Below are 25,852 nucleotides of genomic sequence, written 5' to 3'. Positions count from 1 at the left end.
CATGAAACACATCATTGCTGTATTGCTGGAAAACGAAGCTGGTGCCCTGTCCCGTGTGGTGGGCCTGTTCTCGGCGCGTGGTTACAACATCGAGTCGCTCACCGTGGCGCCCACCGAAGACCCCAGTCTGTCGCGCATGACGATCCAGACCACCGGTTCTGACGAAGTCATCGAGCAGATCACCAAGCACCTGAACCGCCTGATCGAGGTGGTCAAGGTGGTGGACCTGACCGAAGGTGCCTATACCGAGCGTGAACTGATGATGGTCAAGGTGCGCGCGGTCGGCAAGGAGCGCGAGGAAATGAAACGCATGGCGGATATTTTCCGGGGTCGCATCATCGATGTGACCGAGAAAAGCTACACCATCGAACTGACCGGTGACCAGACCAAGAACGATGCGTTTCTGGACGCCATTGAGCGTGGCGCCATCCTGGAAACGGTGCGTACCGGCTCCAGCGGCATTGGTCGGGGTGAACGGATTTTGCGGGTCTAGTCAGTTGGGGACAGAACTAAAGATCTGTCCCGCAAAGTTGTTAGTTAGTTAGTTAGTTGGGGACAGAGCTAAAGATCTGTCCCGCAAGTTTTAGTCAGTTGAGGGCAGAGCAAATTTGCTGCGCAAATCTTGGTCTGTCCCGCAAGATTGTTAATTTTTTAAACGGAGTGAGCGATGAAAGTTTTTTACGATAAAGATTGTGATTTGAGCCTGATCAAGGGCAAGACGGTAGCCATCATTGGTTACGGCAGCCAGGGCCACGCCCATGCACAAAACCTGAACGACAGCGGCGTCAAGGTGGTGGTGGGGCTGCGCAAGGGTGGCGCGTCCTGGGACAAGGTTGGCAAGGCCGGTCTCAATGTGATGGAAGTCAATGACGCCGTCAAGAGCGCCGACGTGGTCATGATCCTGTTGCCCGACGAGCAAATCGCCGACGTTTACAACAACAATGTGGCCCCGAATATCAAGCAGGGTGCCTCACTGGTTTTTGCCCACGGCTTCAACGTGCATTACAACCAGGTCATTCCCCGTGCCGACCTGGACGTGTGGATGGTGGCGCCCAAGGCCCCCGGCCACACGGTGCGCAACACCTACACCCAGGGTGGCGGCGTGCCCCACCTGGTCGCCATCCACCAGGACAAGAGCGGCAAGGCGCGCGACCTGGCGCTGTCTTATGCCATGGCCAATGGTGGCGGCAAGGCCGGCATCATCGAGACCAACTTCAAGGAAGAGACCGAGACCGACCTGTTCGGCGAGCAGGCCGTGTTGTGCGGTGGTGCCGTTGAACTGATCAAGATGGGTTACGAGACCCTGGTCGAAGCCGGCTACGCCCCCGAGATGGCCTACTTCGAGTGCCTGCATGAGCTCAAGCTGATCGTCGATTTGATCTATGAAGGCGGCATCGCCAACATGAACTACTCGATCTCCAACAATGCCGAGTACGGCGAGTACGTGACCGGCCCCGAAGTCATCAACGCCCAAAGCCGCGAAGCCATGCGCAACGCACTCAAGCGCATCCAGAACGGCGACTACGCCAAGATGTTCATTCTGGAAGGCCGCACCAACTACCCCAGCATGACGGCGCGCCGTCGCAACACCGCCGATCACAGCATCGAGGTGGTGGGTGCCCAGTTGCGCGCCATGATGCCCTGGATTGCGAAGAACAAGCTGGTGGACCAGACCCGCAACTAAACACTGCGTTTTTTCCTGAACAAAGGCCACTTCTGTGGCCTTTGTTATTATGGGTGCCACCCCTGGACCACACGATTGGAAGAAGTGAACACACCCAACACAGACCACGTAGATGGCGTGATGCTGAAGAAGCGTCGCAAAGGCATTTACATCCTGCCCAACCTTTTTACGCTGGCAGCACTTTTTGGCGGCTTTTACGCCATTGTGATGGCGATCAACGGCCGTTTTGACCTGGCCGCGGTCGGCGTTTTTAGCGCGATGGTGCTCGACAGCCTGGACGGGCGCGTGGCCCGCATGACCAACACCCAGAGCGCCTTTGGCGAGCAAATGGACTCGCTGTCCGACATGGTGTCGTTTGGCGCGGCGCCCGCCCTGATTGCCTATGTGTGGGCGCTCAAGGGCCTGGGCCGCTGGGGCTGGATTGCCGCGTTTGTGTATTGCGCCTGCGCAGCCTTGCGGCTGGCCCGCTTCAACGTCAACACCGCAGTGGTCGACAAGCGCTATTTCCAGGGTTTGCCGTCACCCGCGGCCGCCGCCCTGGTGGCCGGTTTTATCTGGGTCATGACCGACCTGGGCAGCGCCGGCCCGCAATGGGCCTGGCCCATGTTTGCCGTGTGCCTGTATGCCGGGTTGACCATGGTGACCAATGTGCCGTTTTACAGCTTCAAGGATGTCCAGATGAAGCGCAGCGTGCCTTTTGTGGTGATTGTGCTCATCGCTATCGGCATTGCCATCATCAACATTGACCCGCCGATCGTGATGTTTGGCTTGTTTGTGCTGTATGGCCTGAGTGGTTATGTGATTTATTTCTGGCGCAAGGCCAAGGGCATTCCCACCAGCGTCATCAGCACCTCAACCGATGAACCCGACGAGCGCGGCCTGCATCAATGAGGCGGAGCTGTGGTATATTGAAGCCATGCACACTTCTTCACTACTGCTAATCCTGACGTCCTACGGGCGGAGTGGTTAGCGCGTGATCGCATCAACCCCAAAAGCCCGTCAGCATTCGCGACGGGCTTTTTTGTTGCCCCGACCTTCTTAATTGCCTTTGTAAATAGCCCAGGAGAAATGACATGTCAGACAAATTAATCATTTTTGACACCACCTTGCGTGATGGCGAGCAGTCGCCTGGTGCCTCCATGACCCGCGATGAAAAATTGCGCATTGCCCGGCAACTGGAACGGCTGAAAGTCGATGTCATCGAAGCCGGTTTTGCGGCCAGTTCCAACGGTGATTTCGAGGCCATCAAGGCCATTGCCCATGCCATCAAGGACTCTACCGTGTGTTCCCTGTCGCGCGCCAACGACCGCGACATCACGCTGGCAGCCGACGCGGTGCAAGGTGCCAACCGGGCGCGCATCCACACCTTCATTGCAACCTCGCCGGTGCACATGGAAAAGAAACTCCGCATGAGCCCCGAGCAAGTGCTGGAGCAGGCCAAACAGGCGGTGCGTTTTGCCCGCAACCGGGTGGCCGACATTGAATTCAGCGCTGAAGACGCTTACCGCAGCGAAGAGGACTTTTTGTGCCGGGTGATCGAAGCCGTGATCAAGGAAGGCGCCACCACCATCAACGTGCCCGATACCGTGGGGTATGCCATTCCCGAGTTGTACGGCAACTTCATCAAGCGCCTGCGTGAACGTGTGCCCAATGCTGACAAAGCCATCTGGTCAGTGCATTGCCACAACGACCTGGGTATGGCGGTGGCCAACTCGCTGGCCGGTGTCATGATTGGCGGCGCACGCCAGGTGGAATGCACCATCAATGGTCTGGGTGAGCGCGCCGGCAATTGCAGTCTGGAAGAGGTGGTGATGGCCTTGCGCACGCGGCGTGACTATTTTGACCTCGACGTCGGCGTGGACTCCACCCAGATTCTGGCGGCCAGCCGCATGGTGAGCCAAACCACAGGTTTTGTGGTGCAGCCCAACAAGGCCATTGTGGGCGCCAACGCTTTTGCCCATGCCTCGGGCATTCATCAGGACGGCATGATGAAAGCGCGCGACACCTACGAGATCATGCGCGCCGAAGACGTGGGCTGGACCGCCAACAAGATCGTGTTGGGCAAGCTGAGTGGCCGCAATGCGTTCAAGCAGCGCCTGTTGGAGCTCGGTGTGCAAATGGACAGCGAAGCTGACGTCAACCTGGCCTTTGCCAAATTCAAGGAGCTCGCCGATCGCAAGAGCGAAATTTTTGATGAGGACATTTTGGCCTTGGTGAGCGAGGAAAACGTGGCGCAAAGCCATGACCAGTACGGTTTTGTCTCCCTGTCGCAGCACAGCGAGACTGGCGAAATCCCGCAAGCCACGGTGGTGATGACCATCGGCGGCAAGGAAGTGACGGGGACTGCCAACGGCAACGGGCCGGTGGACGCCTCGCTCAAGGCCATTGAATCCAACGTCAAGAGCGGCGCCGAGATGGTGCTGTATTCGGTGAATGCCATCAGCGGCTCGACTGAGAGCCAGGGTGAGGTGACCGTGCGCCTGCAAAGCAGTGGCCGCATTGTCAATGGTGTGGGCGCCGACCCGGACATCGTGGTGGCGTCGGCCAAAGCCTACCTGAGTGCCCTGAACAAGCTCCAGAGCCAGGCGGAGCGGGTGTCAGCCCAGGTCTGATGGATGCAAAAAGGTTTAACAAAGTTCAGTAAGTACTTGCTACGGCTAGACTTTTGTGGGTAAACTGTGTCCTCGCTATTTGGTTTCAAGGAGAGACATTCATGACCACCGATCTAAACCGCTTGTTGGGCAGAAAAGTTCGTGGTTTGATTTGTCTTTTAGGCCTGTTGAGCTGGTTTGCCTGGACCCCCGTGCTGCATGCTGCGCCTGCGAAAACGCAGGTCAGCAAGCACAAGAAAGCCCAGGTCGTGGCCAAGCACCGCGTGAAGAAACAGTTCGCTGTGGTCAAGCGCAAAGAGGTGCCGGTCAGACAAGCCAAGGCTGTCAAACGCAAGGCAGCCCCTGTCAGACAAGCCTATGTTGTCAAGCCGTCGGTGGGTCAAATGGCCGGCTTGCATCAGGCCAGCGACGATCTCAACCTCAAATCCAGCGTGGCCTACGTCATTGACCAGGACACCCATGAAGTCCTGATCAGCAAAAATGACAAGGCGGTGCTGCCTATTGCGTCACTCACCAAGTTGATGACCGGTTTGATCGTCAGCGAAGCCAATTTACCGATGGACGAAACCATCGCCATCACCCAGCAGGATGTCGACACCGAAAAGGGTAGCAGTTCCCGCCTGCGGGTCGGTGCCGAACTGAGCCGCGGCGAGTTGTTGCATCTGGCGCTGATGTCCAGTGAAAACCGTGCAGCCCATGCGTTGGGTCGGACTTACCCGGGTGGCCTGGCCGTCTTTACCCGGCTGATGAACGGCAAAGCCCTGATGCTGGGCATGAAAGACACCCGCTTTGTCGAGCCCACGGGTTTGTCCAGCAGCAACGTGTCCAGCGCGCGTGACCTGGCCAAGCTGGTGGACGTGGCTCACCAGCATCCGCTGTTGCGCGAGTTGAGCACCTCGACCGGCCACCAGGTGGCGGTGGGCAACCGGGTGTTGCAATACAACAATACCAACCGGCTGGTCAAAAACCCGAGCTGGGACATCGGTCTGCAAAAAACCGGTTATATCTCGGAGGCCGGTCGCTGCCTGGTGATGCAGACCAAGGTGGCGGGCCGCCAGCTGATCATGGTGTTTCTGGATTCGGCCGGCAAGCTGAGCCGTTTGGGCGATGCCGAGCGCGTGCGTCAATGGATCGAGTCGGCAGCCAATGCCGCTGTGTTCAAGCCAGAGCTTCAGCTGACCGGAGGCTGATCAGGCTGGGTTGCTGCCGCGGTAGCCCAGGTTGGCTGAAATTTCATGGGCAGTGGCTTTCAGTTTGGGTAGCCAGGACTCTTCCAGGCGACTCGCTGGTGCGGAAATTGACAAGCCCGCCACCAATTTCCCCTGGTCGTCCAAAATGCCGGCCGCCATGCAGCGCACCCCCAGTTCGAGTTCTTCGTTGTCACTGGCAAAGCTATCCCGGCGCACCTTGGCGAGTTCGCGCTCAAGCGCTGGCAGTTGCGTAAGGCTGTTGCGGGTGTGACCGCTGAGACCGGTGCGCAGGGCATAGGTTCGAACTTTTTGGGCGTCATCGGCGGCCAGAAACAGCTTGCCCACCGACGTCAGGTGCAAGGGCGCGCGGCCACCAATGGCCCGGATCACCTGCATGCCCGAGCGCTCGCTGTAGGCTCGTTCAACATAAATGATTTCATCGCCCTGGCGGATGCTCAGGTTGACCGGTTGTTGGATCAACCGGTGCAATTCGCGCATGGGCTCCAGCGCCGCGTCACGCACATTCAAACGGTTCTTGACGAGGTTGCCCAACTCCAGCAGGCGCATGCCCAGGCGGTAGCTGCCGGCCTGGGGATGGTCGACAAACCGGCCCAGCACCAGGTCGTTCAGGATGCGGTGCGCGGTGGACGGGTGCAGCCCGGTCTTGGCGCTGATTTCTTTCAGGGAAATTGCCTCTTCCTGGGAAGCCAGCACATCCATCAGCGTCATCATGCGTTCGATGACCTGGATCGTGGGTGTGGCGGGCAGGGGGGTGTCAATGTTTCGCATGCAAAAGCCTGAAGTGAAGCCTCATTTTATCTGGTGAAATTTTCTGTCGATAACGGGTTGAGACGCGTCATGTCGTTGAACGACTGCCATTGCTGGTTGAGCAAAAGCTGAAACGGTTTGAAGCGGGTTTTGTAAGACATTTTCCGGCTCGCTGCCACCCAATAGCCCAGGTAAAGGTAGCGCAAACCCCGGGCCTGGACTTGCCTGATCTGCCAGAGCACGTTGTAGGTGCCCAGGGACTGACCCGCTTCAGGTTCATAGAAGGTGTAGACCGCCGACATGCCATCGTCAAGCTGGTCAATGACGGACACCATCTTGAGAACACCGGGCTGGTCGCCTGCCGACGGCTCGCGGAATTCGACCAGCAAGGAGTTGGCGTGGCTTTCAATCAGAAAGTCCTGGTACTGGGCCCGGTCATCGGCATCCATGCTGCAGCCCGGGTGGCGTGCCTGCTGGTAGCGTTGGTACAGCGCAAAGTGCTCTGATGAAAAGAAGGGCGAGCGGGTGATGGTGGCGATCAAGTGCTGGTGCTGTGCCCAGGCGCGTTTCTGGCTGCGGTCCGGCTGGAACTCGGCCACCGGCAAACGCAGCGAGCGGCAGGCCTGGCATTGATCACAATGAGGGCGGTAATAAAACAGGCCGCTACGCCTGAAACCATGGCGCATCAGCACCGAGTAGCCCGCGGTGTCGATCAGATGCGCGGGCGTGGCCACCTGCGAGCGGGCGATCTGCCCATGCAGATAACTGCAGGGGTAGTCTGCCGTGGCATAAAACTGCAAAGTTTTGAGCGCTGTTTCCTGGGACTGATTCACGCTGGGGCCGTATTGAAAGCAAAGAGTTCCTGCCAGTATAGGGACTTGAAATGCCAGTCGGGCGCAGGGCGTCCGGACAAGTCGTCAACCCGTTTGACAAACTCAGCCCGGGAAATTTCGTGCGCACCCAACGACTTGAGATGTGCCGTGTTTTGCTGGCAATCGATCTGGCTGATCTGATGATGGCGGCACAGACTGACCAGGGCCGCCAGGGCAATTTTGGAGGCGTCGGGCTGGCGGTAAAACATCGACTCGCCAAACACCGACTGCCCGATCGCGACACAATACAGGCCGCCTGCCAATTCACCTTTGACCCAGGTCTCGATGCTGTGGGCAAAACCAGCCTGGTGCAGCGCGATGTAAGCATCGATCATGTCGGACACGATCCAGGTTCCGTGCGCGCCGTGCCTTGGGCTGGATGCACAGGACTGGATCACCCGGGCAAAGGCGCTGTCAATGCGGATCTCGCAAGCAGGATCACTGGCGAATTTTTTCAGGGTTTTTTTCAACGAGGGTGACAGCTTGAACTGATCGACTTCAAGCACCATGCGTGGCGCCGGGCTCCACCACAAAATAGGCTGTCCGGCACTGAACCAGGGAAAGATGCCGTTGCGGTAGGCTGCCTGGAGCGTACCGACGGACAAATCGGCGCCTGCGCACAACAGACCTGGCGCCACCGCGTCAAGACCCCACGCTGAATCCACCGGTGGAAAAGGCTCACCGCCAGCCAGCCAGGGCAATGGGGCAGCGTCGTCTGTCATTTAACTGTGGTGCAAGGGGTTTGCATGGCGGGTGGCATTCAAAAACGGCGGCGCCAGCGATTACAATACCTGAGTCGGGGCGTAGCGCAGCCTGGTAGCGCATCTGGTTTGGGACCAGAGGGTCGAAGGTTCGAATCCTTTCGCCCCGACCATTATTTCAAGGCTCGTCGGTTTTTGACCGATGAGCCTTTGTTTTTGGTGCTCAGCCCGGCGCTTTGTTGGCAGCATGGCTCATTTTCTTTAATTGATAAAGTGCTTCCAAGGCTTCACGCGGGCTCAAGTCATCGGGGTTGATGGCTTCGAGCGCATTCTCTACCGCGCTACTGGTCACGATTTCGGTCACCGCGGGCAGGGCAAACAAATCGATCTGCGCCTGCTGGGTTGACGCCTGCGCCTCCAGCGCCGCCAGTGTCTGGCGGGCCTGGTTCAGCACGGTAGCCGGCATGCCCGCCAGTCGCGCCACCTGAACCCCATAACTTTTACTCGCCGGACCGGGCTGGATTTCGTGCAGAAAAATAATGTTGCGGCCCGATTCGGCCGCGCTCACATGCACGTTGATGGCGCCATGGTGTGTCGTGGGGAATTCGGTCAACTCGAAGTAATGCGTGGCAAACAGGGTGTAAGCCTGGGTCTTGTCATGCAGCTGGGTGGCGATGGCCGAGGCCAGCGCCAGGCCATCAAAGGTGCTGGTGCCGCGGCCGATTTCATCCATCAGCACCAGCGAGTTGGGCGTGGCCGCATGCAAGATTTGCGCGGCCTCGGTCATCTCCAGCATGAAGGTCGACTGGGCGTTGGCCAGATCGTCGGCCGCGCCAATGCGGGTGTGGATGGCATCGATCGGTCCCAGCCGGCAACGTTTGGCTGGCACATAACTGCCCATGCTGGCCAGCAGCGTGATCACCGCGATCTGGCGCATGTAGGTGGATTTGCCGCCCATGTTGGGCCCGGTGATGATCTGCATGCGCTGCTTGGGGCCCAGATGCGTGTCGTTGGCAATAAAGGCCCCGGCGCTGGTCTCGGCCAGCCGCGCCTGCACCACCGGGTGGCGACCGGCCTCGATGTCCAGGCAGGGCTCTTTGGCCAACTGGGGCGCGCACCAGTCCAGCGTCAGGCTGCGCTCACTCAAAGCGCACAGCGCGTCGAGCGTGGCCAGCGCGCGCGCCAGCTCAGTCAATGCAGGCACAAAGGGCTGCAAGGCATCGAGCACCTGCTCGTAAAGAAATTTCTCGCGCGCCAGGGCGCGCTCCTGGGCGCTGAGCGCCTTGTCTTCAAAGGCCTTGAGTTCGGGCGTGATGAAGCGCTCGGCGTTTTTCAGGGTCTGGCGGCGCCGGTAGTCGTCGGGCACCTTGTCAAGCTGGCCTTGCGACACCTCGATGAAAAAACCGTGCACGCGGTTGAACTGCACGCGCAGATTGGCAATGCCGGTGCGCGCTTTCTCGCGGGTTTCCAGGTCCAGTAAAAAGCTGTCGCAGTTGGTCTGGATGGCGCGCAGTTCGTCGAGGTCGGCGTCAAAGCCTACGGCAATGACACCGCCGTCGCGCACCAGCGCCGCGGGCTCGGGGGCGATGGCGCGCTGCAGCAACTCGGCGCAACCGCTTGGCGGCAGCAGGTTGTTGGCCAGGCTCGTCAAGTAGGTCTCAAGGCCCTGCAAGGCCGGGGCCAGCAACTGGGTTCTTTGCAGGGTCAACTGCAGGCCGACCAGTTCGCGCGGGCGCACCTGGCGTAGCGCGATGCGCGCGGTGATGCGCTCGACGTCAGTGCTGCCCTTGAGCTTGTCACGCAGCCTGGCCCAGGGTCCGGTGCCCGCTGTCAGGGCGGGGCCGTCGCGCAGGGCGGCAATGGCGCCCAGGCGTTGCCGGGCCTCGGTGCGGTCGCGCTTGGGCGACACCAGCCAGCTTTTCAGCAGCCGGCTGCCCATGCCGGTCATGCAGGTGTCGAGCAGGGAAAACAGGGTGGGGCTGTCTTCACCGCGCAGGGTTTGCAGCAGTTCCAGGTTGCGCCGGGTGCTGGGTGGCAGGTCGATGAGTTCGCCCGCGCGTTGCACCCGCACGCGGTGGACGTGGGTGAGCGCGCGGCCCTGGGTGTGCTCGGCGTAGGCCAGCAGCGCGCTGGCGGCGGCTTGCGCCTGCATCAGGTCCTGCGCTTGCCAGGGCGCCAGACTGGCGGCCTGCAAATGCTCCAGCAGCTTGCGCTGGCCCAGACCGGCGTCAAATTGCCAGTCGGGGCGCACCGAGATCGACACCGCGCCGGCCACGGGCAGCGCGCGCAGCCGGGCCTCGAAGGCGGGCGTGGCACCGGCGCTGAAGATCAGCTCGCCCGGCGCAATGCGGCCCACCCAGTCGGCGAGTTCGTCGGGCGTGCACTCGGCCAAGTGCACCTCGCCCTGGGTGACGCTCAGCCAGGCCAGGCCGCAGCTGTTGCGCGCGCCCTGGTGCACCGCCAGCAACATCGACTCGGTTTTGTCACCCAGCAGTTCCAGGTCGGTCAGCGTGCCGGGCGTCACCACCCGCACCACCTTGCGCTCTACCGGGCCTTTGCTGGTGGCCACATCGCCCACCTGCTCGCAAATGGCCACCGATTCACCCAGCTTGATAAGCCGTGCCAGGTAGGTGTCGACAGAATGAAAAGGCACGCCCGCCATCACCACCGGCGCACCCGCCGACTGGCCGCGCTGCGTCAGCGTGATGTTGAGCAGCCGCGCGGCTTTTTCGGCATCGGCAAAAAACAGCTCGTAGAAGTCGCCCATGCGGTAGAACAGCAGGGTGTCGGGGTAATCTGCTTTCAGGCCCAGGTACTGGGCCATCATGGGGGTGTGCTTTTCTGTATCGGTCATCGCTTGGAGTCTAGCAACTTCAACTGCACAACATCAATGTTCCCCAATAAAGCGTGAACGTCATCGCATTCGTTGACTTCAGACTTTAAGAGTCACGTAGATGGGAGTCCGAATTGCTGATACGGGGACTGCAGTCATCGAAATCCTTCTCACGCGGCTGAAGGTCAAGCGACTGAGCCGATGTTGGGACCCATCTCAATGTGCCCTGCAGTCCGACAAATCAAACCATGCCCGGGAGACAGCCACGATAATATATGTCATGGCTGATCGAAAAATTGTCGACGATACGCACCACATCACGCAAAAGCGTGGGAATGATCAGCTTCGACGTGAAATTTGGGTTGATGCGCAAGGTCAGGTGACTCGTTACAACCTTGCCTATGTCAATCATGCAATGCACGGTGCTGATAACGGACGCGTGGTCGGTTATGACAACCAGCATGGGTATCACCACCGGCACTATTTCGGTGTTGTGGCTGCGGTTGAATTCACGAGTTTTGACGACATCGAAGATCAGTTTCAGACCGATTGGACTGCACTCAGGAGCACAGGATGAAAAATGTCACCCTTAAAGCAAGCAACGAACAAGATTTCTTTCGCCGAGGGAAGGTCTTGGCACGATTGGCTGACGCTGGTCAACCGATGCCAGAGGAACGCACTGTCAGCTTTGAAGAGCCTGCCGATCTCCTGCGCCTGCTGACTGCCAGCCGACTTGACGTGTTCCGCAGTGTCAAGGGTGAACCGGGTTCGATCACAGCCATCGCCGGGCGACTGCATCGCGATCGCAGCGCCGTCAAACGTGATGTAGACCAGTTGGCACAAGTCGGACTTGTGACGATAGAAACCAAGATTCTTCCAGGTCATGGTCACATGAAAGAGATTCGAGCATCTGCAGGCATTTTCCGCCTCGAAGCGATGGTGATGTGAAGTACTTGTGCTGACAAGATGTTGACTGCCACCTATCAGGCGACGAATTGGGATGGCCATACTTCTGCTTCAGGGCACTGACCGGTCCGTTTAGTTCGACTGAAATGAGGTTGGAAAGCGGTGTGAAGCGGGTGCGACCCTGGCGATCAATTGCCGAACGTCGGTTTCAAGCTGCGGCGCCTGGAATAAAAAAATTCAAAGTTGCAACGGGCTCGCATACCCCGTCATCTCCAGATACCCGCGCCCAACCACCGTGCCGCGGCTGTCTCGCAACTCGCTCAGGCCTTCCCAGTAAATGGCGCCGGTGGACTGACGGCTATCGAGTTCCTGGTTGTCGATGACGGCGCTGACGGTGTAGCGCTCGGGTTCTTTCAAACCTGTCTTGGGCTGTGCGCGCCTGATCTGCACTAACCACTGCACCGGGTAGCTGGTGCCGCTGGCCGGGCTTTTCCATTGGCGCTGCGGCGTGAAGATGACATCTTCGGGGCCAAAAATTTCGGCTTGGGTTGACCCCGGCGCACGCAGCGAGCCGCCGGCCCACAGCGCGGTGCCGTCTTTGGTGCGTAATCTGAAGGCCGTCAGCGCGCTGCCATCCAGCAGATTCATGCCGATCCAGTCCCAACCCACCGCATCCGGGTGCATCAGCGACCGGCTCCACTCGTGGTCGAGCCACGCCTGTCCCTGCACTGGCAGCGTTTGCTCGCCCAGGCTCAGTTGACCGTTGACCTGTAACTGCGGCAGGCTGTAGTAATAACTCGCCTGGCTGGCCTCGGGTCCCTTGCGCGACCAGCCCTGGTCGCCTTGCAGCAGCAGCGGCTGGGTCTCGCGCAGCTTCAGTTGAAACGAGAAGTCCGACCCGCTGGCCTGCGTCTGGTAGGTGCCGCCATTGCCATCGCGCTTGAGCAGCCAGTTGCCCAGGCGCAGGTCAGTGTCTGTTTCGCTGGCTGTGGCCTGATCGATTTGGGCGTTGCCCGAGGCGCGGGCAATGCGCTGGTCGTGCAACAGGCGCTTGCCCGCCACGTCGGTCACGGCGGCATGGGCAAAGATCAGTTGTTTGGCGGCAAAGCTGGAGCGCATGTCCTGTGTGACCGGCACACGCGACCTGAAAAAAGTGATCTGAAAACCAAACTCGCGCTGCCCCGCCTGCAGGTGCCCGGTGATGTACCACCACTCGATGGCAAAGTCGGGGTGGCTGCCAAGGTCACGCGGGAACTGCAAGGCCTGCCTGGCCTGGGCTTGCGCCGCCCCAGGCCAAAGCGGCAGGCTCAAACTTGCGATCAGGCAATCTCGACGGTTCATGCGTTGGATGGGGTTGTCAGGCAGCTGCGAGTATGGCGCAAAAATCCGGGTGCTGACGCGACTTGGAAGCTTCATGGTTTTCCGGGTGAATCAACACGAACAGGTCTTTCGGGTTGACCAGTTCGGGAATCAGCGACACCACCTGGCCCAGGCCGAGTTCCCTGGCGGCGTCCCGCATGAAGCGCAGGGCGGAGTAGTCCTGCAAGGCGAAACCGACCGAATCAAACAGCGTGATCTGGTCGGCGTCACGGCGACCGGGGGCCTGGCGCGCCAGCACCTGCCAGAGCTCAGTGACTTCAAAATCAGCCGGCAGGTGTTGCAAGTCGCCCTCGATACGGGTTTGCGGCTCGTACTCGACAAACACCGCGCTGCGGTGCAACACGTCGGAATGCAGTTCGGTTTTGCCCGGGCAGTCGCCACCCACGCCATTGATGTGCATGCCGGCCTCAATATCTTCGGCGGTCAGGATGGCGGCATTGGTCTTGTCTGCGGTCACGGTGGTCACGATGTCGGCACCACGCACGGCCTCAGCAATGCTGCTGCACACCGTCAGGCGCAGCGCCGTTGACTTCAGGTTGGCGATCAGCTTTTCCGTGGCCTTGGGGTCGGTGTCGAACAGACGGAGTTCCTCGATGCCGAGCAGGTAGTGGAACGCCAGCGCCTGGAATTCGCTCTGGGCGCCGTTGCCGATCAAGGCCATTGATTTGCTGTCAGGGCGCGCCAGTTCCTGCGCTGCCACCGCCGACATGGCCGCCGTGCGCAAAGCCGTGCTGAGGGTCAACTCACTGAGGAATTCGGGAATGCCGGTGTCGACATCGGCCAGCACGCCAAAGGCCATCACGCAGGGCAGGCCGTTGATGGTGTTCTTGGGGTGGCCGTTGACGTACTTGAAAGCGTAACTTTTGGCATCCGAGATCGGCATCAATTCGATCACGCCGTCTTTCGAGTGGTTGGCCACACGGGCGCATTTTTCAAAATCGTGCCAGCGCAGGTAGTCGGCGCGGATGTAGTCGGCCATGCGCATGAACACAGTTTTGAGGCCCATCTTGTTGATGATGGTGGCCACGTCCTGGACGCTGAGAAATTGGGTTTGGACGAGTTGAGGGAGTTTCATGATGGGCTGGTTTCCTTGGTTGGAAAGCAGTATCTCAAGCCCTCATGCCAATGTAAATCGGCAGGTTTAATTCAAAATAGTCAAAATGTTATCAAAAAGGGATCGCTTTCTATCACATTGACAGAACCGATCCTGATGCTGGCTAATTTGTTGCGTCACTCGGGCCGGTCGAGCTTGGTCGACAGCATGATGGTTGAAAACGTGTCCACCACGCCCTTGATGACGCGAATTTTGTCCAGCACCGCATCGAGTTCCTGGGTCGATTCAGTGAGCAGCATGGCGCACAGGTCGTAGCGGCCACTGACCGAGTACAGCTTGGTGATTTCATGCCGCTTGGACAGCGCGCGCACCACGTCGGGCTCGTTCTGGGATTCCATCGAAATCAGCACCATGGCCCGCAAGCCACGGGACACGCGCGGGCTGCTGACGCCCACGGTATAACCGGTGATGACGCCAGCGTCTTCCAGTGCCTTGAGCCGCAGTTGGGCGGTGCTGCGCGCACAACCCAGGGCCTTGGCCAGGTTGACCATGGGCAACCGGGCATTGACCTTGAGCAGTTCGATCAATTGGTAATCCAGCGCGTCAAGATTGGGTTTTTGAGGTGGATGAGTCATAGTGTTTTAAAAACAAGCAATATGACTGAATTTTCACATTAATTTCAGGCGATTTGCTTGTTTTCAGCGGCGGCGTGACTCCATAGACTTGAACCACCAATCAGGAGACCTCCCATGCTGCAAGCCGTCGAATTCGCCACCCCCAAAGTTTTCATGAGTTATGACGAACTGCAAGCCTACGACCCGGAGTCCGAGTCCTGGCAGAAGCAGTTTGCCAGGCGTTACACCCACCATGCGCAACTGAAGGGCGTGTTGAACCATGTCGAGGACGTCAACGACACCGTTTACAACAAGTTCGCGATTGCGGTCACGCCCTACATGGCCCGGCTGATGGACCGCAACGACCCCAATTGCCCGATCCGCATGCAGTACCTGCCGTCGTTTCATGAGGAAACCAAGCCCGGCTTTGCCACCATGCTCGACCAGTTGGGGGAGGAGGGTGACACCATTCCCGGCACCAGCATCGTGCACCGTTACCCGCGTCGGGTGTTGTTTCTGGTGAGCAACACCTGCGCCACGCTGTGCCGTTTCTGCACCCGCAAGCGCATGGTGTCGCAGCCTTCCGGCTCGGTGCACAAGGACGAAATCGAGGCATCGATCGACTACATTGCCAACAACAAGAACATCGAAGACGTGTTGTTGTCCGGCGGCGACCCGCTGACCTTCACCGACGAGCGCCTCGACGAAATCCTGGGCATGATCCGCAGCCGGGCACCGCATGTGCGCTTCCTGCGCATCGGCTCGCGCATGGTGGTGCAATTGCCCACGCGTGTCACGGCCGAACTCTGCGCGGTGCTGGAGCGTCACCGCGTGCAGATGGTCAATATCCACATCAACCACCCCAAGGAAATCACGCCGCTGCTTCGCCAGCGTGTCAAGATGTTGCAGAAGGCCGGCATCATGATGGGGCTGCAAACCGTGTGCCTCAAGGGCGTGAATGACAGCGTCGAAGTGATGCGCGAGCTGTTCATGCAAAGCGTCGAGATGGGCGTGCGTCCCTATTACGTGTATTCGACCGACATGGTCGAAGGTGCGCACCATTTCATCGTGCCGCACCGCCGCATGCTCGAACTGTACGAAGGTCTGCGCGGCTGGATCAGCGGCCCGGCCGTGCCCACCTTTATCGTCGATGGCCTGGGTGGCCTGGGCAAGTTGCCGATTATCCCGAGTTATGTGCGCGAAGAAGCCTTGCCCGATGGCAGTGGCACCACGGTGAAGTGCCGCAACTACGCCGGCAAAACGGTCGAAATGCCTGGCCTGGGGCAGGACTTCAGTCTGCCCAGTGTGAGCAATTAACCATGAAACACGGCTCCCCCTACGGCACACACCGTGTGCTCGAACCGCTTGGCGTGTTGCCCCAGCCCGCCTGGAAGCTCGACAACACCATGGCCATTTATGACAACGAGATCCTGATTGACGTGTCGGCGCTCAACATCGACTCGGCCAGTTTCACCCAGATCAAAAGCGCCACCGGCAGCGACGAAGCCGCCGTGGCAGCCATGGTCAAGGACATCGTGGCCCGGCGCGGCAAACACCACAACCCGGTGACCGGGTCGGGCGGCATGCTGATTGGCACGGTGGCCCAGATCGGCCCGGCCTTGCTCGGCAAGATCGACCTGAAGGTGGGCGACAGGATCGCCACGCTGGTGTCGCTGTCACTCACTCCCTTGCGCATTGACGAAATCACCAAGATCCATATGGACAAGGACCAGATCGAGATCAAGGGCCGCGCCATCCTGTTCGAAACCGGTCTGTACGCCAAACTGCCTGCGGACATCGACAAAAAGCTGGCGCTGGCCATTCTGGATGTCGCCGGGGCTCCGGCCCAGACGGCCCGTCTGGTCAAGGAGGGCGACACCGTGGTGGTGATTGGCGGCGGTGGCAAGTCAGGCACGCTGTGTGTTTATGAGGCCAAAAAGCGCGCGGGTGCGGGTGGTTGTGTGATCGGCGTGTCGCCATTTGCCAAGGATTGCCAGCGCATGCTTGATCTGGGCTGGGTCGATCATGCGCTGCAGGTGGATGCCACCGACGCATTGGCCTTGATGGACGCTGTATCAAAGGTGACCGGCGGCAAGCTGGCCGACGTGGTGATCAACTGTGTCAACATTCAAAACACCGAGATGGGCAGCATCCTGGCCACGAAACAGCACGGCAAGATTTACTTCTTTTCCATGGCGACCAGCTTCACCGCAGCCGCGCTGGGCGCGGAGGGCGTGGGCAAGGATGTGGAAATGATCGTGGGCAACGGCTATGCCACCGGGCACGCCGAATTTGCGCTGAACCTGCTGCGCGAGAGTGCCAAGCTGCGCGCCCTGTTTGAACAACTCTACGTATGACCGCAGGACAAAGCCCGCTGTGGCAACGCATCCAGGCCAGTGGCATGAGCACGCTGGCCGTCATGGGCATGACCAAGAACACCGGGAAAACAGTGGCGCTGAACCACTTGTTGGCGCAGGCTGCGGCATCTGGCGTGGCGCTCGGGGTTACGTCGATCGGGCGTGACGGGGAAGATCGCGATGCGGTGTTTTTTGTACCCAAGCCAGCCATTGTGGTGTGGCCTGGCAACCTGGTGGCCACCGCGCGTTCCACCTTGGAGCGCGCCAAGGTGCGCACCAAACTTATCGCTGCCACCAGCATCGACAGCCCGATGGGTGAAATCCTGGTGGTCAAGGTGCTGGAGCACGGCGAGATGGAAATTGCCGGTGCCTCGCGCAGTTCGGACCAGCTCACCGTGATTGCCCGCCTCAAGCAATGTGGCGCCACGCTGGTGATGCTGGACGGCGCGCTGGGGCGCAGCCACCATGCCTCGCCGGCCGTTGCCAACGGCGTGATTCTGGCGACCGGTGCCGCCATCGGCGGCGGCATGGGCGACGTGATCCGCAAGACACGCGACCGCCTGGCCATTTTGGGCATCCCGCAAGCCGACGAGGCCACGCGCCGCCTGTGCGAACCTGTTTTTGCGCGGGGTGGCGTGGGCCTGTGGAACAGCGCGGGCCAGCCCCTGCTGCTGGCCGAGATCGCGACGCTGAACGCGGCCGCCACTTTGCTGCAGCACCAGCAGGCCGATGTGGCCACGGTGGCGCTCAGCGGCGCAGTGGGCCGCTCCCTGTGGCGCGCGCTGGTGACACTGGCAAACCACAAGCCGGGACTGCGCGTGGTGGTTAACGATGGCACGCGCCTGTTTGTCGAGGCGGCCGATCTGACAGCATTTGACAAGCAGGGCGCGCGCCTGATGGCCTACCGTGGCATCCACATGACCGGCATCACGCTCAATCCGTTTTCACCCCTGGGCGGGAGTTTTGATGCCACCGAATTTTTGGAGATCGCTCGCGCCGCCTTTGTGGGTTATGGCGTCAGCGATGTGATGTTGGAGAACACAATGAATGAAACCAAGGAAGCAATATGAGCCACTTGAACCTGGACCAGGCGCAAATTGACCGCGCCCGCGATTCGGCACGACGCATTGCGCGCCAGGTCTTTGACGACATGTCGGGCTTCACCACCACCACCGTGGAGCGTGCCACGCTGCGCCTCATGGGGGTGGACGGTGTCGACGAGGTCGGCGTCCCGCTGCCCAATCGGCTGGTCAGCCATTTGCAGGATCAAAATCTGCTGCAGCACGGTGCCGCCACAGTGCTGGCGGGTGCCATGGAAAAGCTTGGCCTGACGGCGCAACAGGTCGCCGAGGCCGTGGCAAGCGGCAGCCTGACCTTGGCGCGCCCTGACGATGAAACTGCGGCCCGCGTTTGCGCGCAGGCGCAGGCCCGCACCATGTGTGACCACATTGCCGCGCAGCGCGCCCAGCGCACCGAGAAAATCAAGAACAGCGGCGAAGCCCCAACGCCCTGGCTCTACCTGATCGTGGCCACCGGCAACATCCATGAAGACGTGGTGCAGGCCCGTGCCGCCGCCGAGCAGGGGGCCGACATCATTGCGGTGATCCGTTCCACCGGCCAGAGCCTGCTCGACTACGTGCCCCATGGCGCCACCACCGAGGGTTTTGGCGGCACCTATGCCACGCAGGAAAACTTCCGGCTGATGCGCGCCGCGCTGGACGAGGTCGGCAACCGGCTGGGCCGCTACATCCGCCTGACCAATTACTGCTCGGGCCTGTGCATGCCCGAGATTGCCGCCATGGGCGCCATCGAGCGGCTCGACATGATGCTTAACGACGCGATGTACGGCATCATCTTTCGCGACATCAACATGAAGCGCACCTTCATCGACCAGTTTTTTTCGCGCATGGTCAATGCCTATGCGGGCATCATCATCAACACCGGCGAAGACAATTACCTCACCACGGCGGACGCCTTTGAGGCGGCGCACACGGTGCTGGCGTCACAGCTCATCAACGAGCAGTTTGCCGGGTTGTCGGGACTGAAGCCGGAACAGATGGGCCTGGGCCATGCCTTCGAGATTCATCCGGAGCTGGAAAACGGCTTTTTGTGGGAACTGGCGCATGCGCAACTGGTGCGCCAGGTCTTTCCCGAGGCCTGCCTGAAATACATGCCGCCCACCAAACACATGACCGGCAATATCTTCAAGGGCCATGTGCAGGACGCGCTGTTCAACATCGTGAGCACCGTCACCAACCAGAACATCCACCTGCTGGGCATGATGACCGAGGCCATCCACACGCCCTTCATCCACGACCGTTTTCTGGCGATCCAGAACGCCCGGTACGTGTTTGGCACCATGAAGGATCTGCACTCGGAAATTGAATTCAAGCGCGGCGGCAAGATCGAGCAACGTGCCCAGGAAGTGCTGGCACAAGCGGAGACCATGCTGGCCGAGATCGAGGCCACAGGTCTGCCGGGCGCCATTGGCAAGGGCCTGTTTGCCGAAATTTCGCGCACGCCGAGCGGAGGCAAGGGACTCGATGGCGTGATCGCCAAAGCACCTGACTACTTCAACCCGTTCCCTGAACTGATGCTGCCAACTCAAGGAGCAGACCATGCTTGAAACCAAACAACCCGAACAATGGGTCAAGCCCTACGGCGACACGCTCGGTGACGGCCGCGTGCAGCTCTCGTTCACCCTGCCGGTCGCACTGGATGAGCGCGCCAAGGAGGGTGCCAAACGTCTGGCAGCGCAAATGGGGCTGGACGAGCCGGCGGTGGTGCACTGCGAGGACATGGGCCAGGGTTTCAGCTTTTACGTGGTCTATGGTCAGTGCAAACACCAGGTCGACCTGAACAGCTACACGGTGGTCAAGCCCGAGTACGAGGTGATGGACAAGGATGGCATCAACGCGCTGATCGCCGAAAAAATGAAACGGCGCATGGTGGTGGTCGGCGCGTGCATCGAGACCGACGCCCACACCGTGGGCATTGACGCCATCATGAACATGAAGGGCTACAACGGCCACAAGGGGCTGGAGAGTTACCACGAGATCCGCGCCATCAACCTGGGCGCGCAGGTGGACTCCGAAGACCTGGTGACGCGTGCGATTGAAGAAAACGCCGACGTGATTTTGGTGTCGCAGGTGGTGACGCAAAAGAACATCCACCTCGACAACCTGACCAAACTTGCTGATTTGCTGGAAGCCGAGGGGCTGCGCGACAAGGTGATTTTGGTGGTGGGCGGACCGCGGATCAGCCACGAGCTGGCCAAGGAACTGGGCTACGATGCCGGTTTTGGCGTCAAGAGTTATGCCGAGGACGTGGCCTCTTTTGCCATTCATGAGTGGATCAAAAGACATTGAAGGAAAGAACATGGAAAACTACACCAGCTTGATCCGCCTGCGCATCAGTGCACATGACGCCCATTACGCCGGCGGCCTGGTCGACGGCGCCAAAATGCTGCACCTGTTTGGCGACGTGGCCACCGAGTTGCTGATTCGCAGCGATGGCGACGAAGGTCTGTTTGTGGCCTATGACAGCGTGCAGTTTCTGGCGCCGGTCTACGCAGGTGACTACATCGAGGCCACCGGTCGCATCGTGGCCATGGGCAAGACCTCGCGCACGATGGCCTTTGAAGCGCGCAAGGTCATTGCCTCGGCCGGTGTCGCCGGTCAGGCGTCTGCGGCCGATGTGCTGGCCGAGCCGATCCTGGTATGCCAGGCCTCAGGCACCTGCGTGGTACCCGCCGCGTGTCAGCGCATCACGCACCCCACCATCACCTGCTGACATGAACAAGCTCATCATCACGGCCGCGTTGACCGGTGCCGAAGTGACCCGCGCACAGCAACCAGCCTTGCCCATCTCGCCGGAGGAAATTGCCGACGCGGCCTATGCATGCGCCCAGGCTGGGGCGGCCATGGTCCATGTGCACGCTCGCTTGCCCGATGGCACGCCGACACAGGACAAGGAGATGTATCGCCAGATCATTGCGGCGGTCAAGGCGCGCTGCAACGTGATCGTTCAGGTGTCCACCGGCGGTGCCGTGGGCATGACGCCGCAGGAGCGCCTGGCCCCGCTCACCCTCAAACCGGAGATGGCGACGCTGTCCATGGGCTCGGTCAACTTTGGTGGCGACGTGTTCATGAACCCGCCGGCCGAGATGGAAATGTTTGCCGCGGCCATGCGTGACCATGGCGTGAAACCCGAGCTGGAGATTTTTGATTCCGGCATGCTGAGCACCGCGCAACGTTGGCTGAAAAAAGGCCTGCTGAGTGGCCCGCAGCATTTCGACTTTGTGCTGGGCATTCCTGGTGGCATGGCCGGCACGCCCGAGGCGCTGATGTACCTGCGGTCCCAGTTGCCGGCGCAGTCCAGTTGGACCGTGGCCGGCATCGGCCCGGCGCAACTGCCACTGGGCACACTGGCCATCGTGCTGGGCGGCCATGTGCGTGTGGGTTTTGAGGACAACGTGTATTACCGCAAGGGGGAACTCGCCACCAGCAATGCGCAATTGGTGGCGCGCATGGCCCGCATCAGCCAGGAATTGGACCGGCCTGTCGCCACACCCGATGAGGCCCGTGCAATGCTCGGCCTGAGCTGATCCTTATTTGAGGCTACCCGACAAGAACTGCGCCAGCCGCACACTCTTGGGGCTGGCCAGCACCTGGGCCGGGACACCCTGTTCTTCGATCTGGCCCTTGTGCAAGAAGATCAGGTGGTTGGAAACCTCACGGGCAAAGCCCATTTCGTGGGTCACGACCACCATGGTGCGGCCTTCCAGCGCCAGGTTTTTCATGACCTTGAGCACCTCGGACACCAGTTCGGGGTCGAGCGCACTGGTGGGTTCGTCGAACAGCATCACCTCGGGTTCCATGGCCAGGGCGCGGGCAATGGCCACGCGCTGCTGCTGGCCGCCGCTGAGGTGCGCCGGGTAAGCGTCTTCCTTGCCTTCCAGGCCCACTTTGGCCAGGTACTTGCGGGCCGTTTCAATGGCCTGGTCACGCGGCACGCCCATCACATGCACCGGTGCTTCGATGATGTTTTGCAGCACCGTCATGTGCGCCCACAGGTTGAAATGCTGGAACACCATGGCCAGCTTGGTGCGCATGCGTGCCAGTTGTTTGGGGTTGGCGGCGTGCAACTCGCCATGCTTGTCGGGGTTCAGGTGCAGCTCTTCGTCCCCCACCATGATGCGGCCCTGGTTGGGCTTTTCCAGCAGGTTGATGCAGCGCAAAAATGTGCTTTTGCCAGACCCGGAACTGCCAATGATGCTGATCACATCGCCGGCGTGGGCCGTGAGCGACACGCCCTTGAGCACCTCATTGGCGCCAAAGCGCTTGTGGATGTTTTCAACCTGCAGTTTGAGTGGGGTGGTGGTCATATCAATCCTCAGGCACCCAGCAGTTCGCCGCTGCGAAAAGCCGTGGCGCCGGCAATTTTGCCGAGTTCACCGCCGGCGGTGATGTAGCGGTCGCGAATGCGCGCATAAAGCACACCGGCAACACCGGCCGTGATGCGCTGCGTGGTGTTGGCAATGGGGTCAATGATTTCGACGACCAGATCACCCACCTGCAACTGCTGGCCCACTTCGGCGGCAAACACCACGATGCCGGGGCTGGGGGCTGTCAGAGTTTGCGAGCCTGCCAGCGGCGTGGCAGCGCAGCGGGGCGCGGGCACTTCGGGGGGCTGCGGGCAGGCCAAGACGCCGATGAACTGTAGCCAGCTTACGATGGCCTGCGCATCGGTGGCCGCCCAGGCGTGGCTGACGTCCAGCTCGCCACGCAACTCGATGGTGGTGCTGCAGCAGGCTTGCGGCAGGGGCACGTCCAGCCCGCGGGCCTTGAGCCGGTCAGCCAGTTGCCACCAGGCACCCGACAGGCATTCGTCGATGGGTCGGTTGCCCGAGCTTTTGGCCAGCAAAATCGCCTGTGCGCCCAAGAAGTGCGCCAGTTCCTGCATCTGGGACCAGCAGGCCTCCTCGGTGTAGAAGTGCAGCACCCCTTCGCAGTCGCAATGCAAATCCAGCATGAAGTCGGCATCATGCGCCAGCAGCAACAGGGTGCGGCGCAGGCTTTGCAGTTCGGTGGCAGGCGCCCATTGTTGCAGGTGGTTCCGCATGGCCTGACGCACCAAAGCCACATTGGTCACCGCGTTGTCACCCAGCTGAGTGACGACAACCGGTGCCACGGCGGCAGCCAGGTCGGGGTAATGGCGGTTGAAGTTTTCCGAGGTGTCCAGCTCAAAGCGGCCCATGGGTTTGTGGTCCAGCCGCTGCGCCAGACCGATCGGGTTGGCCACCGGCACCAGCACAATTTCGCCGTGGATGTGCCCGGCCGCTTCCAAGGTGTCAAACAGCGCGCGCAAATGGTGCGCCACCAACATGCCGGGCAACTCCTCGGCGTGCAGGCTGGCCTGGATATAAATCTTGCGGACGCGTCCGGGCTGACCAAAGTGAAAACTGGTCAGGGCTTTATGGCTGCCCAGGCTGGGCGAGAGCAGCGGGTGGTCAATGCGTTGCATGGTTCAACAGTTTTTGTGTCAATCTCTGCGCGGCGACAGGTACGCCAGCAGACGCCCCTCGGAGAAGCGGAAAAAGCCGATCAGGCAAAACGACGCCGCGAGGTAAATGGCGGCGGCGGCCAGATAAGCCTCGAACGGCAGATAGTAGGTGGCATAAATTCGGCTCGCTGCCGAGGTCACGTCGAGCATGTTGGGCACCGCGCTGGCCAGGCTGGTGGCATGCAGCATCATCACCACCTCGTTGCTGTAAGCGGGCAGGGTGCGGCGCATGGCGCTGGGCAGCACCACCCGCAGCATGGTCTGGAAGCGGTTCATGCCGTAAGCGTGGGCGGCCTCAATTTCGCCGGCGCTGGTCTCGCGGATGGCGCCTGCCAGCATCTCGGCGGTGTAGCCGGCGGTGTTCAGGCTGAAGGCCAGCAGCGCGCAAAAGAAAGGTTCCTTGAAATGCGTCCAGGGCCAGACCGAGTCCCAACGCGCCTGAATCCACTCCAATTGACCCAGACCGTAATAGATCAGATAGACCTGAATCAGCAGCGGCGTGCCGCGAATCACAAAGGTGTAGGCACCGACCAGCCAGCGCAGCGGCGCCCACGGGCCGGTCAGCATCAGGGCAAAAATGAGCGCCAGCACGGCCCCCACGGCCAGCGACGAAAACAACAACCACAGCGTGATGACCATCCCGTTGCCAAACAGGGCCAGGTTATCGGGCTCGAAAATGACGGCCCATTCCATTACAGCTGCACCTTTTTCGTACCCAGGCTGTAGCGGGCGTTGAGCTTTTTCAGAGCCACCAGGCTGATCGAGGTGTAGACCAGAAACAAGGCGCCGGTGAACAAAAAGAAGGCAAAAGGCGAGCGGGTGGCGGCGCTGGCCTGCTTGGCCAGATAGGTCATTTCCTGCAAGCCGATCAGGCTCACCAGCGCGGTGGACTTGATCAGCACCAGCCAGTTGTTGGTGAAGCCGGGCAGGGCGTAGCGCACCATTTGCGGCAGCGTGATGCGCAGGAAGGTTTGCGAGCGGCTCATGCCAAAGGCCCAGGCGGCTTCCATCTGGCCTTTGGGAATGCTCAGAATGGCGCCGCGAAAGGTCTCGGTCATGTAGGCGCCGTAGATGAAGCCGATGGTAATGACGCCGGCGGCAAAGGGTTCGATGTCGATGGTGGCCTCACTGCCCATCTTTTCAAGCAAGGTGTTGATGCCGATGGTGCCACCGTAAAACACCAGCAGCATCAGCACCAGGTCCGGGATGCCGCGAATGATGGTGGTGTAAAAGGTGCCCACCGCCACCAGCACCGGGCGTCCCGAGAGCTTGGCGGCAGCACCGGCCAAGCCCAGGACGATAGCCACCAGCAGCGCGCCCAGCGACACGCCAACCGTGAGCAGGGAGCCCTGCAAGATCACAAGAAGGTAGGACTGCGTGGTGGATGTCATGGAGGCGCCAGTCAACCGGCCCTGCGCGCGTGCTCAGAAGGCCGGCTGTTTGCGGATGAATTACTTGCCGTAAACGTCAAACTTGAAGTACTTGTCGTTGATGGCCTTGTACTTGCCATTGGCGCGAATGGCCACAATGGCCGCGTTGAGTTCTTTTTTGAGGTCGCCCTGGCCTTTGCGTAAAGCGACGCCGGCACCGGTACCGAAGTACTTCGGAATGTAGAGTTCTTCACCGACGAAATGGTAGTTTTCAGCGCCCGGCTTGTCCAGGAAGCCGCCACCGACTTCCATCACGTCAGCCACGGTGCCGTCCAGACGGCCGGCCTTGATGTCCAGGTAGACCTGGTCCTGGGCGTCATACGACACCACTTCCACACCCTTGGTCTTGAGCTCGCCCAAGGCATATTTTTCCTGGGTGCTGGCTTTCAGCACGCCAATCTTTTTGCCTTTGATGGAGGCTGGGCCGTCAAACTTGATGTCCTTTTTCAGCACGAGTTTGCTGGGGGTGTTGTAGTACTTGTCGGTAAAGTCCACCACTTTCAGGCGGTCTGCGGTGATCGACATCGAGCTGATGATGACGTCGTATTTCTTGGCCTGCAGACCGGGGATCATGCCGTCCCAGGCTTGTTCGACAAACACGCATTTGCGCTTGATTTGTTCGCACAAGGCGCTGGCAATATCCACGTCAAAGCCGGTGGGTTTGCCGTCAGCGGTCTTGAAGGTAAAGGGTTCGTAGGTGGCGTCGATGGCCACCTTGAGGTCTTTGCCCTGGGCAAAGCTTGAGGCGCACAAGGCGCTGATGGCAGCAGCGAGCAGAAGTTTTTTCATAAGCAGCTTTCTCAAAAATGCCTGGGCGTAGCCCGGCGGGTTAATAAAAAATTAAAAACTGATTCTACGGTCTGGCCGGCGCTTGGCGGGGGTTGGTT

26 protein-coding genes and 1 tRNA gene are annotated in these 25,852 nt (G+C 60.3%); 15 read left to right on the top strand and 12 right to left on the bottom strand.

Going from position 1 to position 25,852, the window contains the following annotated elements; translation table 11 throughout:
- Position 1 precedes the first annotated feature (1 nt).
- The 5 genes from ilvN to pbpG all read left to right on the top strand — a co-directional run bounded on the left by ilvN (position 2) and on the right by pbpG (position 5,486).
- Positions 2-493, top strand: coding sequence for an acetolactate synthase small subunit (ilvN, locus tag Q7U49_RS00545; RefSeq protein ID WP_304729904.1), 492 nt, complete (start codon positions 2-4; stop codon positions 491-493).
- Positions 494-667: 174 nt separating this feature from the next.
- A complete protein-coding gene (ilvC, locus tag Q7U49_RS00540; protein WP_304761711.1) occupies positions 668-1,684 on the top strand; it encodes a ketol-acid reductoisomerase in 1,017 nt (338 codons plus the stop codon).
- 120 nt (positions 1,685-1,804) lie between these two features.
- Positions 1,805-2,575: a CDP-diacylglycerol--serine O-phosphatidyltransferase gene (gene pssA, locus Q7U49_RS00535; protein ID WP_304761771.1), complete on the top strand. Its 771-nt coding sequence runs from the start codon at positions 1,805-1,807 to the stop codon at positions 2,573-2,575.
- Positions 2,576-2,757: 182 nt separating this feature from the next.
- Positions 2,758-4,296, top strand: a complete 1,539-nt coding sequence (locus Q7U49_RS00530) for a 2-isopropylmalate synthase (RefSeq protein ID WP_304761709.1) — start codon at positions 2,758-2,760, stop codon at positions 4,294-4,296.
- 101 nt (positions 4,297-4,397) lie between these two features.
- Positions 4,398-5,486 (top strand): D-alanyl-D-alanine endopeptidase, encoded by a 1,089-nt coding sequence (gene pbpG / locus Q7U49_RS00525; RefSeq protein WP_304761707.1) that lies wholly within the window; start codon positions 4,398-4,400, stop codon positions 5,484-5,486.
- On the opposite strand, the gene Q7U49_RS00520 is transcribed toward pbpG, so the two are convergent.
- The 3 genes from Q7U49_RS00520 to aat are packed head-to-tail and all read right to left on the bottom strand — an operon-like array spanning position 5,487 to position 7,848.
- Positions 5,487-6,275, bottom strand: coding sequence for an IclR family transcriptional regulator (locus tag Q7U49_RS00520; protein WP_304761705.1), 789 nt, complete (start codon positions 6,273-6,275; stop codon positions 5,487-5,489).
- Positions 6,276-6,301: 26 nt separating this feature from the next.
- Complete coding sequence (locus tag Q7U49_RS00515) at positions 6,302-7,087, bottom strand: arginyltransferase (RefSeq protein ID WP_304761703.1); 786 nt, start codon at positions 7,085-7,087, stop codon at positions 6,302-6,304.
- Positions 7,084-7,848, bottom strand: a complete 765-nt coding sequence (gene aat, locus Q7U49_RS00510; RefSeq protein WP_304761701.1) for a leucyl/phenylalanyl-tRNA--protein transferase — start codon at positions 7,846-7,848, stop codon at positions 7,084-7,086. The genes Q7U49_RS00515 and aat overlap by 4 nt, the downstream gene beginning before the upstream one ends.
- A 75-nt stretch (positions 7,849-7,923) precedes the next feature.
- Here aat and Q7U49_RS00505 point away from each other — a divergent pair.
- A tRNA-Pro gene (locus Q7U49_RS00505) sits at positions 7,924-8,000 on the top strand.
- A 50-nt stretch (positions 8,001-8,050) separates the two neighbouring features.
- Here Q7U49_RS00505 and mutS read toward each other — a convergent pair.
- Positions 8,051-10,681, bottom strand: coding sequence for a DNA mismatch repair protein MutS (mutS, locus tag Q7U49_RS00500; protein WP_304761700.1), 2,631 nt, complete (start codon positions 10,679-10,681; stop codon positions 8,051-8,053).
- A 259-nt stretch (positions 10,682-10,940) separates the two neighbouring features.
- Between mutS and Q7U49_RS00495 the strand changes: the two genes are divergently transcribed.
- Together Q7U49_RS00495 and Q7U49_RS00490 are read left to right on the top strand one after the other, a co-directional pair.
- A complete protein-coding gene (locus tag Q7U49_RS00495) occupies positions 10,941-11,237 on the top strand; it encodes a DUF6516 family protein (RefSeq protein ID WP_304761698.1) in 297 nt (98 codons plus the stop codon).
- The gene (locus Q7U49_RS00490) at positions 11,234-11,608 is read left to right on the top strand and encodes a MarR family transcriptional regulator (protein ID WP_304761696.1); all 375 of its coding nucleotides are present in this window, start codon (positions 11,234-11,236) and stop codon (positions 11,606-11,608) included. The genes Q7U49_RS00495 and Q7U49_RS00490 overlap by 4 nt, the downstream gene beginning before the upstream one ends.
- Before the next feature lie 195 nt (positions 11,609-11,803).
- On the opposite strand, the gene Q7U49_RS00485 is transcribed toward Q7U49_RS00490, so the two are convergent.
- The 3 genes from Q7U49_RS00485 to Q7U49_RS00475 all read right to left on the bottom strand — a co-directional run bounded on the left by Q7U49_RS00485 (position 11,804) and on the right by Q7U49_RS00475 (position 14,635).
- Positions 11,804-12,907 (bottom strand): carotenoid 1,2-hydratase, encoded by a 1,104-nt coding sequence (locus Q7U49_RS00485; RefSeq protein ID WP_304761694.1) that lies wholly within the window; start codon positions 12,905-12,907, stop codon positions 11,804-11,806.
- Positions 12,908-12,923: 16 nt separating this feature from the next.
- Positions 12,924-14,021 carry an ornithine cyclodeaminase gene (locus tag Q7U49_RS00480; protein ID WP_304761693.1) on the bottom strand — a complete coding sequence of 366 codons (1,098 nt, stop codon included), beginning with the start codon at positions 14,019-14,021 and terminating at the stop codon, positions 12,924-12,926.
- A gap of 155 nt (positions 14,022-14,176) precedes the next feature.
- Entirely contained in the window at positions 14,177-14,635 is a 459-nt protein-coding gene (locus Q7U49_RS00475) for an Lrp/AsnC family transcriptional regulator (RefSeq protein WP_304761691.1), read from the bottom strand.
- A gap of 114 nt (positions 14,636-14,749) precedes the next feature.
- Here Q7U49_RS00475 and Q7U49_RS00470 point away from each other — a divergent pair, with 114 nt between their 5' ends.
- The 7 genes from Q7U49_RS00470 to Q7U49_RS00440 are packed head-to-tail and all read left to right on the top strand — an operon-like array spanning position 14,750 to position 21,577.
- A complete protein-coding gene (locus Q7U49_RS00470; protein ID WP_304761689.1) occupies positions 14,750-15,931 on the top strand; it encodes a KamA family radical SAM protein in 1,182 nt (393 codons plus the stop codon).
- 2 nt (positions 15,932-15,933) lie between these two features.
- A complete protein-coding gene (locus Q7U49_RS00465) occupies positions 15,934-16,971 on the top strand; it encodes an L-erythro-3,5-diaminohexanoate dehydrogenase (RefSeq protein WP_304761688.1) in 1,038 nt (345 codons plus the stop codon).
- Complete coding sequence (locus Q7U49_RS00460) at positions 16,968-18,041, top strand: hypothetical protein (RefSeq protein WP_304761686.1); 1,074 nt, start codon at positions 16,968-16,970, stop codon at positions 18,039-18,041. Before Q7U49_RS00465 ends, Q7U49_RS00460 begins: the two co-directional genes overlap by 4 nt.
- Complete coding sequence (locus tag Q7U49_RS00455; RefSeq protein WP_304761684.1) at positions 18,038-19,597, top strand: lysine 5,6-aminomutase subunit alpha; 1,560 nt, start codon at positions 18,038-18,040, stop codon at positions 19,595-19,597. Before Q7U49_RS00460 ends, Q7U49_RS00455 begins: the two co-directional genes overlap by 4 nt.
- The gene (locus tag Q7U49_RS00450) at positions 19,590-20,339 is read left to right on the top strand and encodes an OAM dimerization domain-containing protein (RefSeq protein WP_304761682.1); all 750 of its coding nucleotides are present in this window, start codon (positions 19,590-19,592) and stop codon (positions 20,337-20,339) included. The genes Q7U49_RS00455 and Q7U49_RS00450 overlap by 8 nt, the downstream gene beginning before the upstream one ends.
- A 10-nt stretch (positions 20,340-20,349) precedes the next feature.
- Positions 20,350-20,763 carry a hotdog domain-containing protein gene (locus Q7U49_RS00445; RefSeq protein ID WP_304761680.1) on the top strand — a complete coding sequence of 138 codons (414 nt, stop codon included), beginning with the start codon at positions 20,350-20,352 and terminating at the stop codon, positions 20,761-20,763.
- 1 nt (position 20,764) lies between these two features.
- Positions 20,765-21,577 (top strand): 3-keto-5-aminohexanoate cleavage protein, encoded by an 813-nt coding sequence (locus Q7U49_RS00440; protein WP_304761678.1) that lies wholly within the window; start codon positions 20,765-20,767, stop codon positions 21,575-21,577.
- 3 nt (positions 21,578-21,580) lie between these two features.
- On the opposite strand, the gene Q7U49_RS00435 is transcribed toward Q7U49_RS00440, so the two are convergent.
- The 5 genes from Q7U49_RS00435 to Q7U49_RS00415 are packed head-to-tail and all read right to left on the bottom strand — an operon-like array spanning position 21,581 to position 25,754.
- Positions 21,581-22,357 carry an ABC transporter ATP-binding protein gene (locus Q7U49_RS00435; RefSeq protein ID WP_304761677.1) on the bottom strand — a complete coding sequence of 259 codons (777 nt, stop codon included), beginning with the start codon at positions 22,355-22,357 and terminating at the stop codon, positions 21,581-21,583.
- An 8-nt stretch (positions 22,358-22,365) separates the two neighbouring features.
- Positions 22,366-23,496: a M14 family metallopeptidase gene (locus Q7U49_RS00430; RefSeq protein WP_304761675.1), complete on the bottom strand. Its 1,131-nt coding sequence runs from the start codon at positions 23,494-23,496 to the stop codon at positions 22,366-22,368.
- 18 nt (positions 23,497-23,514) lie between these two features.
- Complete coding sequence (locus tag Q7U49_RS00425; protein ID WP_304761673.1) at positions 23,515-24,228, bottom strand: ABC transporter permease; 714 nt, start codon at positions 24,226-24,228, stop codon at positions 23,515-23,517.
- Positions 24,228-24,926 (bottom strand): ABC transporter permease, encoded by a 699-nt coding sequence (locus tag Q7U49_RS00420; protein WP_304761671.1) that lies wholly within the window; start codon positions 24,924-24,926, stop codon positions 24,228-24,230. Before Q7U49_RS00420 ends, Q7U49_RS00425 begins: the two co-directional genes overlap by 1 nt.
- 60 nt (positions 24,927-24,986) lie before the next feature.
- Entirely contained in the window at positions 24,987-25,754 is a 768-nt protein-coding gene (locus Q7U49_RS00415) for a transporter substrate-binding domain-containing protein (protein ID WP_304761669.1), read from the bottom strand.
- Between the last annotated feature and the right edge of the window lie 98 nt (positions 25,755-25,852).

This window comes from Rhodoferax sp., assembly GCF_030653815.1.
In the GTDB taxonomy this organism is placed as follows: domain Bacteria; phylum Pseudomonadota; class Gammaproteobacteria; order Burkholderiales; family Burkholderiaceae_C; genus Rhodoferax.
Note: the sequence above shows the minus strand (reverse complement) of the source record. Positions and strands in the feature narration are given on the sequence as shown.

Excerpts from the sequence above, each read along its gene's own strand:
- Q7U49_RS00435 (WP_304761677.1), bottom strand. The coding sequence starts at position 22,357 with ATGACCACCACCCCACTCAAACTGCAGGTTGAAAACATCCACAAGCGC.
- Q7U49_RS00495 (WP_304761698.1), top strand. The coding sequence starts at position 10,941 with ATGGCTGATCGAAAAATTGTCGACGATACGCACCACATCACGCAAAAG.
- aat (WP_304761701.1), bottom strand. The coding sequence starts at position 7,848 with ATGACAGACGACGCTGCCCCATTGCCCTGGCTGGCTGGCGGTGAGCCT.
- Q7U49_RS00485 (WP_304761694.1), bottom strand. The coding sequence starts at position 12,907 with ATGAACCGTCGAGATTGCCTGATCGCAAGTTTGAGCCTGCCGCTTTGG.
- mutS (WP_304761700.1), bottom strand. The coding sequence starts at position 10,681 with ATGACCGATACAGAAAAGCACACCCCCATGATGGCCCAGTACCTGGGC.
- Q7U49_RS00490 (WP_304761696.1), top strand. The coding sequence starts at position 11,234 with ATGAAAAATGTCACCCTTAAAGCAAGCAACGAACAAGATTTCTTTCGC.
- Q7U49_RS00445 (WP_304761680.1), top strand. The coding sequence starts at position 20,350 with ATGGAAAACTACACCAGCTTGATCCGCCTGCGCATCAGTGCACATGAC.
- ilvC (WP_304761711.1), top strand. The coding sequence starts at position 668 with ATGAAAGTTTTTTACGATAAAGATTGTGATTTGAGCCTGATCAAGGGC.
- Q7U49_RS00430 (WP_304761675.1), bottom strand. The coding sequence starts at position 23,496 with ATGCAACGCATTGACCACCCGCTGCTCTCGCCCAGCCTGGGCAGCCAT.
- ilvN (WP_304729904.1), top strand. The coding sequence starts at position 2 with ATGAAACACATCATTGCTGTATTGCTGGAAAACGAAGCTGGTGCCCTG.
- Q7U49_RS00475 (WP_304761691.1), bottom strand. The coding sequence starts at position 14,635 with ATGACTCATCCACCTCAAAAACCCAATCTTGACGCGCTGGATTACCAA.
- Q7U49_RS00425 (WP_304761673.1), bottom strand. The coding sequence starts at position 24,228 with ATGGAATGGGCCGTCATTTTCGAGCCCGATAACCTGGCCCTGTTTGGC.
- Q7U49_RS00480 (WP_304761693.1), bottom strand. The coding sequence starts at position 14,021 with ATGAAACTCCCTCAACTCGTCCAAACCCAATTTCTCAGCGTCCAGGAC.
- Q7U49_RS00415 (WP_304761669.1), bottom strand. The coding sequence starts at position 25,754 with ATGAAAAAACTTCTGCTCGCTGCTGCCATCAGCGCCTTGTGCGCCTCA.
- Q7U49_RS00420 (WP_304761671.1), bottom strand. The coding sequence starts at position 24,926 with ATGACATCCACCACGCAGTCCTACCTTCTTGTGATCTTGCAGGGCTCC.
- Q7U49_RS00460 (WP_304761686.1), top strand. The coding sequence starts at position 16,968 with ATGACCGCAGGACAAAGCCCGCTGTGGCAACGCATCCAGGCCAGTGGC.
- pssA (WP_304761771.1), top strand. The coding sequence starts at position 1,805 with ATGCTGAAGAAGCGTCGCAAAGGCATTTACATCCTGCCCAACCTTTTT.
- Q7U49_RS00520 (WP_304761705.1), bottom strand. The coding sequence starts at position 6,275 with ATGCGAAACATTGACACCCCCCTGCCCGCCACACCCACGATCCAGGTC.
- Q7U49_RS00465 (WP_304761688.1), top strand. The coding sequence starts at position 15,934 with ATGAAACACGGCTCCCCCTACGGCACACACCGTGTGCTCGAACCGCTT.
- Q7U49_RS00450 (WP_304761682.1), top strand. The coding sequence starts at position 19,590 with ATGCTTGAAACCAAACAACCCGAACAATGGGTCAAGCCCTACGGCGAC.
- Q7U49_RS00470 (WP_304761689.1), top strand. The coding sequence starts at position 14,750 with ATGCTGCAAGCCGTCGAATTCGCCACCCCCAAAGTTTTCATGAGTTAT.
- Q7U49_RS00440 (WP_304761678.1), top strand. The coding sequence starts at position 20,765 with ATGAACAAGCTCATCATCACGGCCGCGTTGACCGGTGCCGAAGTGACC.
- pbpG (WP_304761707.1), top strand. The coding sequence starts at position 4,398 with ATGACCACCGATCTAAACCGCTTGTTGGGCAGAAAAGTTCGTGGTTTG.
- Q7U49_RS00455 (WP_304761684.1), top strand. The coding sequence starts at position 18,038 with ATGAGCCACTTGAACCTGGACCAGGCGCAAATTGACCGCGCCCGCGAT.
- Q7U49_RS00530 (WP_304761709.1), top strand. The coding sequence starts at position 2,758 with ATGTCAGACAAATTAATCATTTTTGACACCACCTTGCGTGATGGCGAG.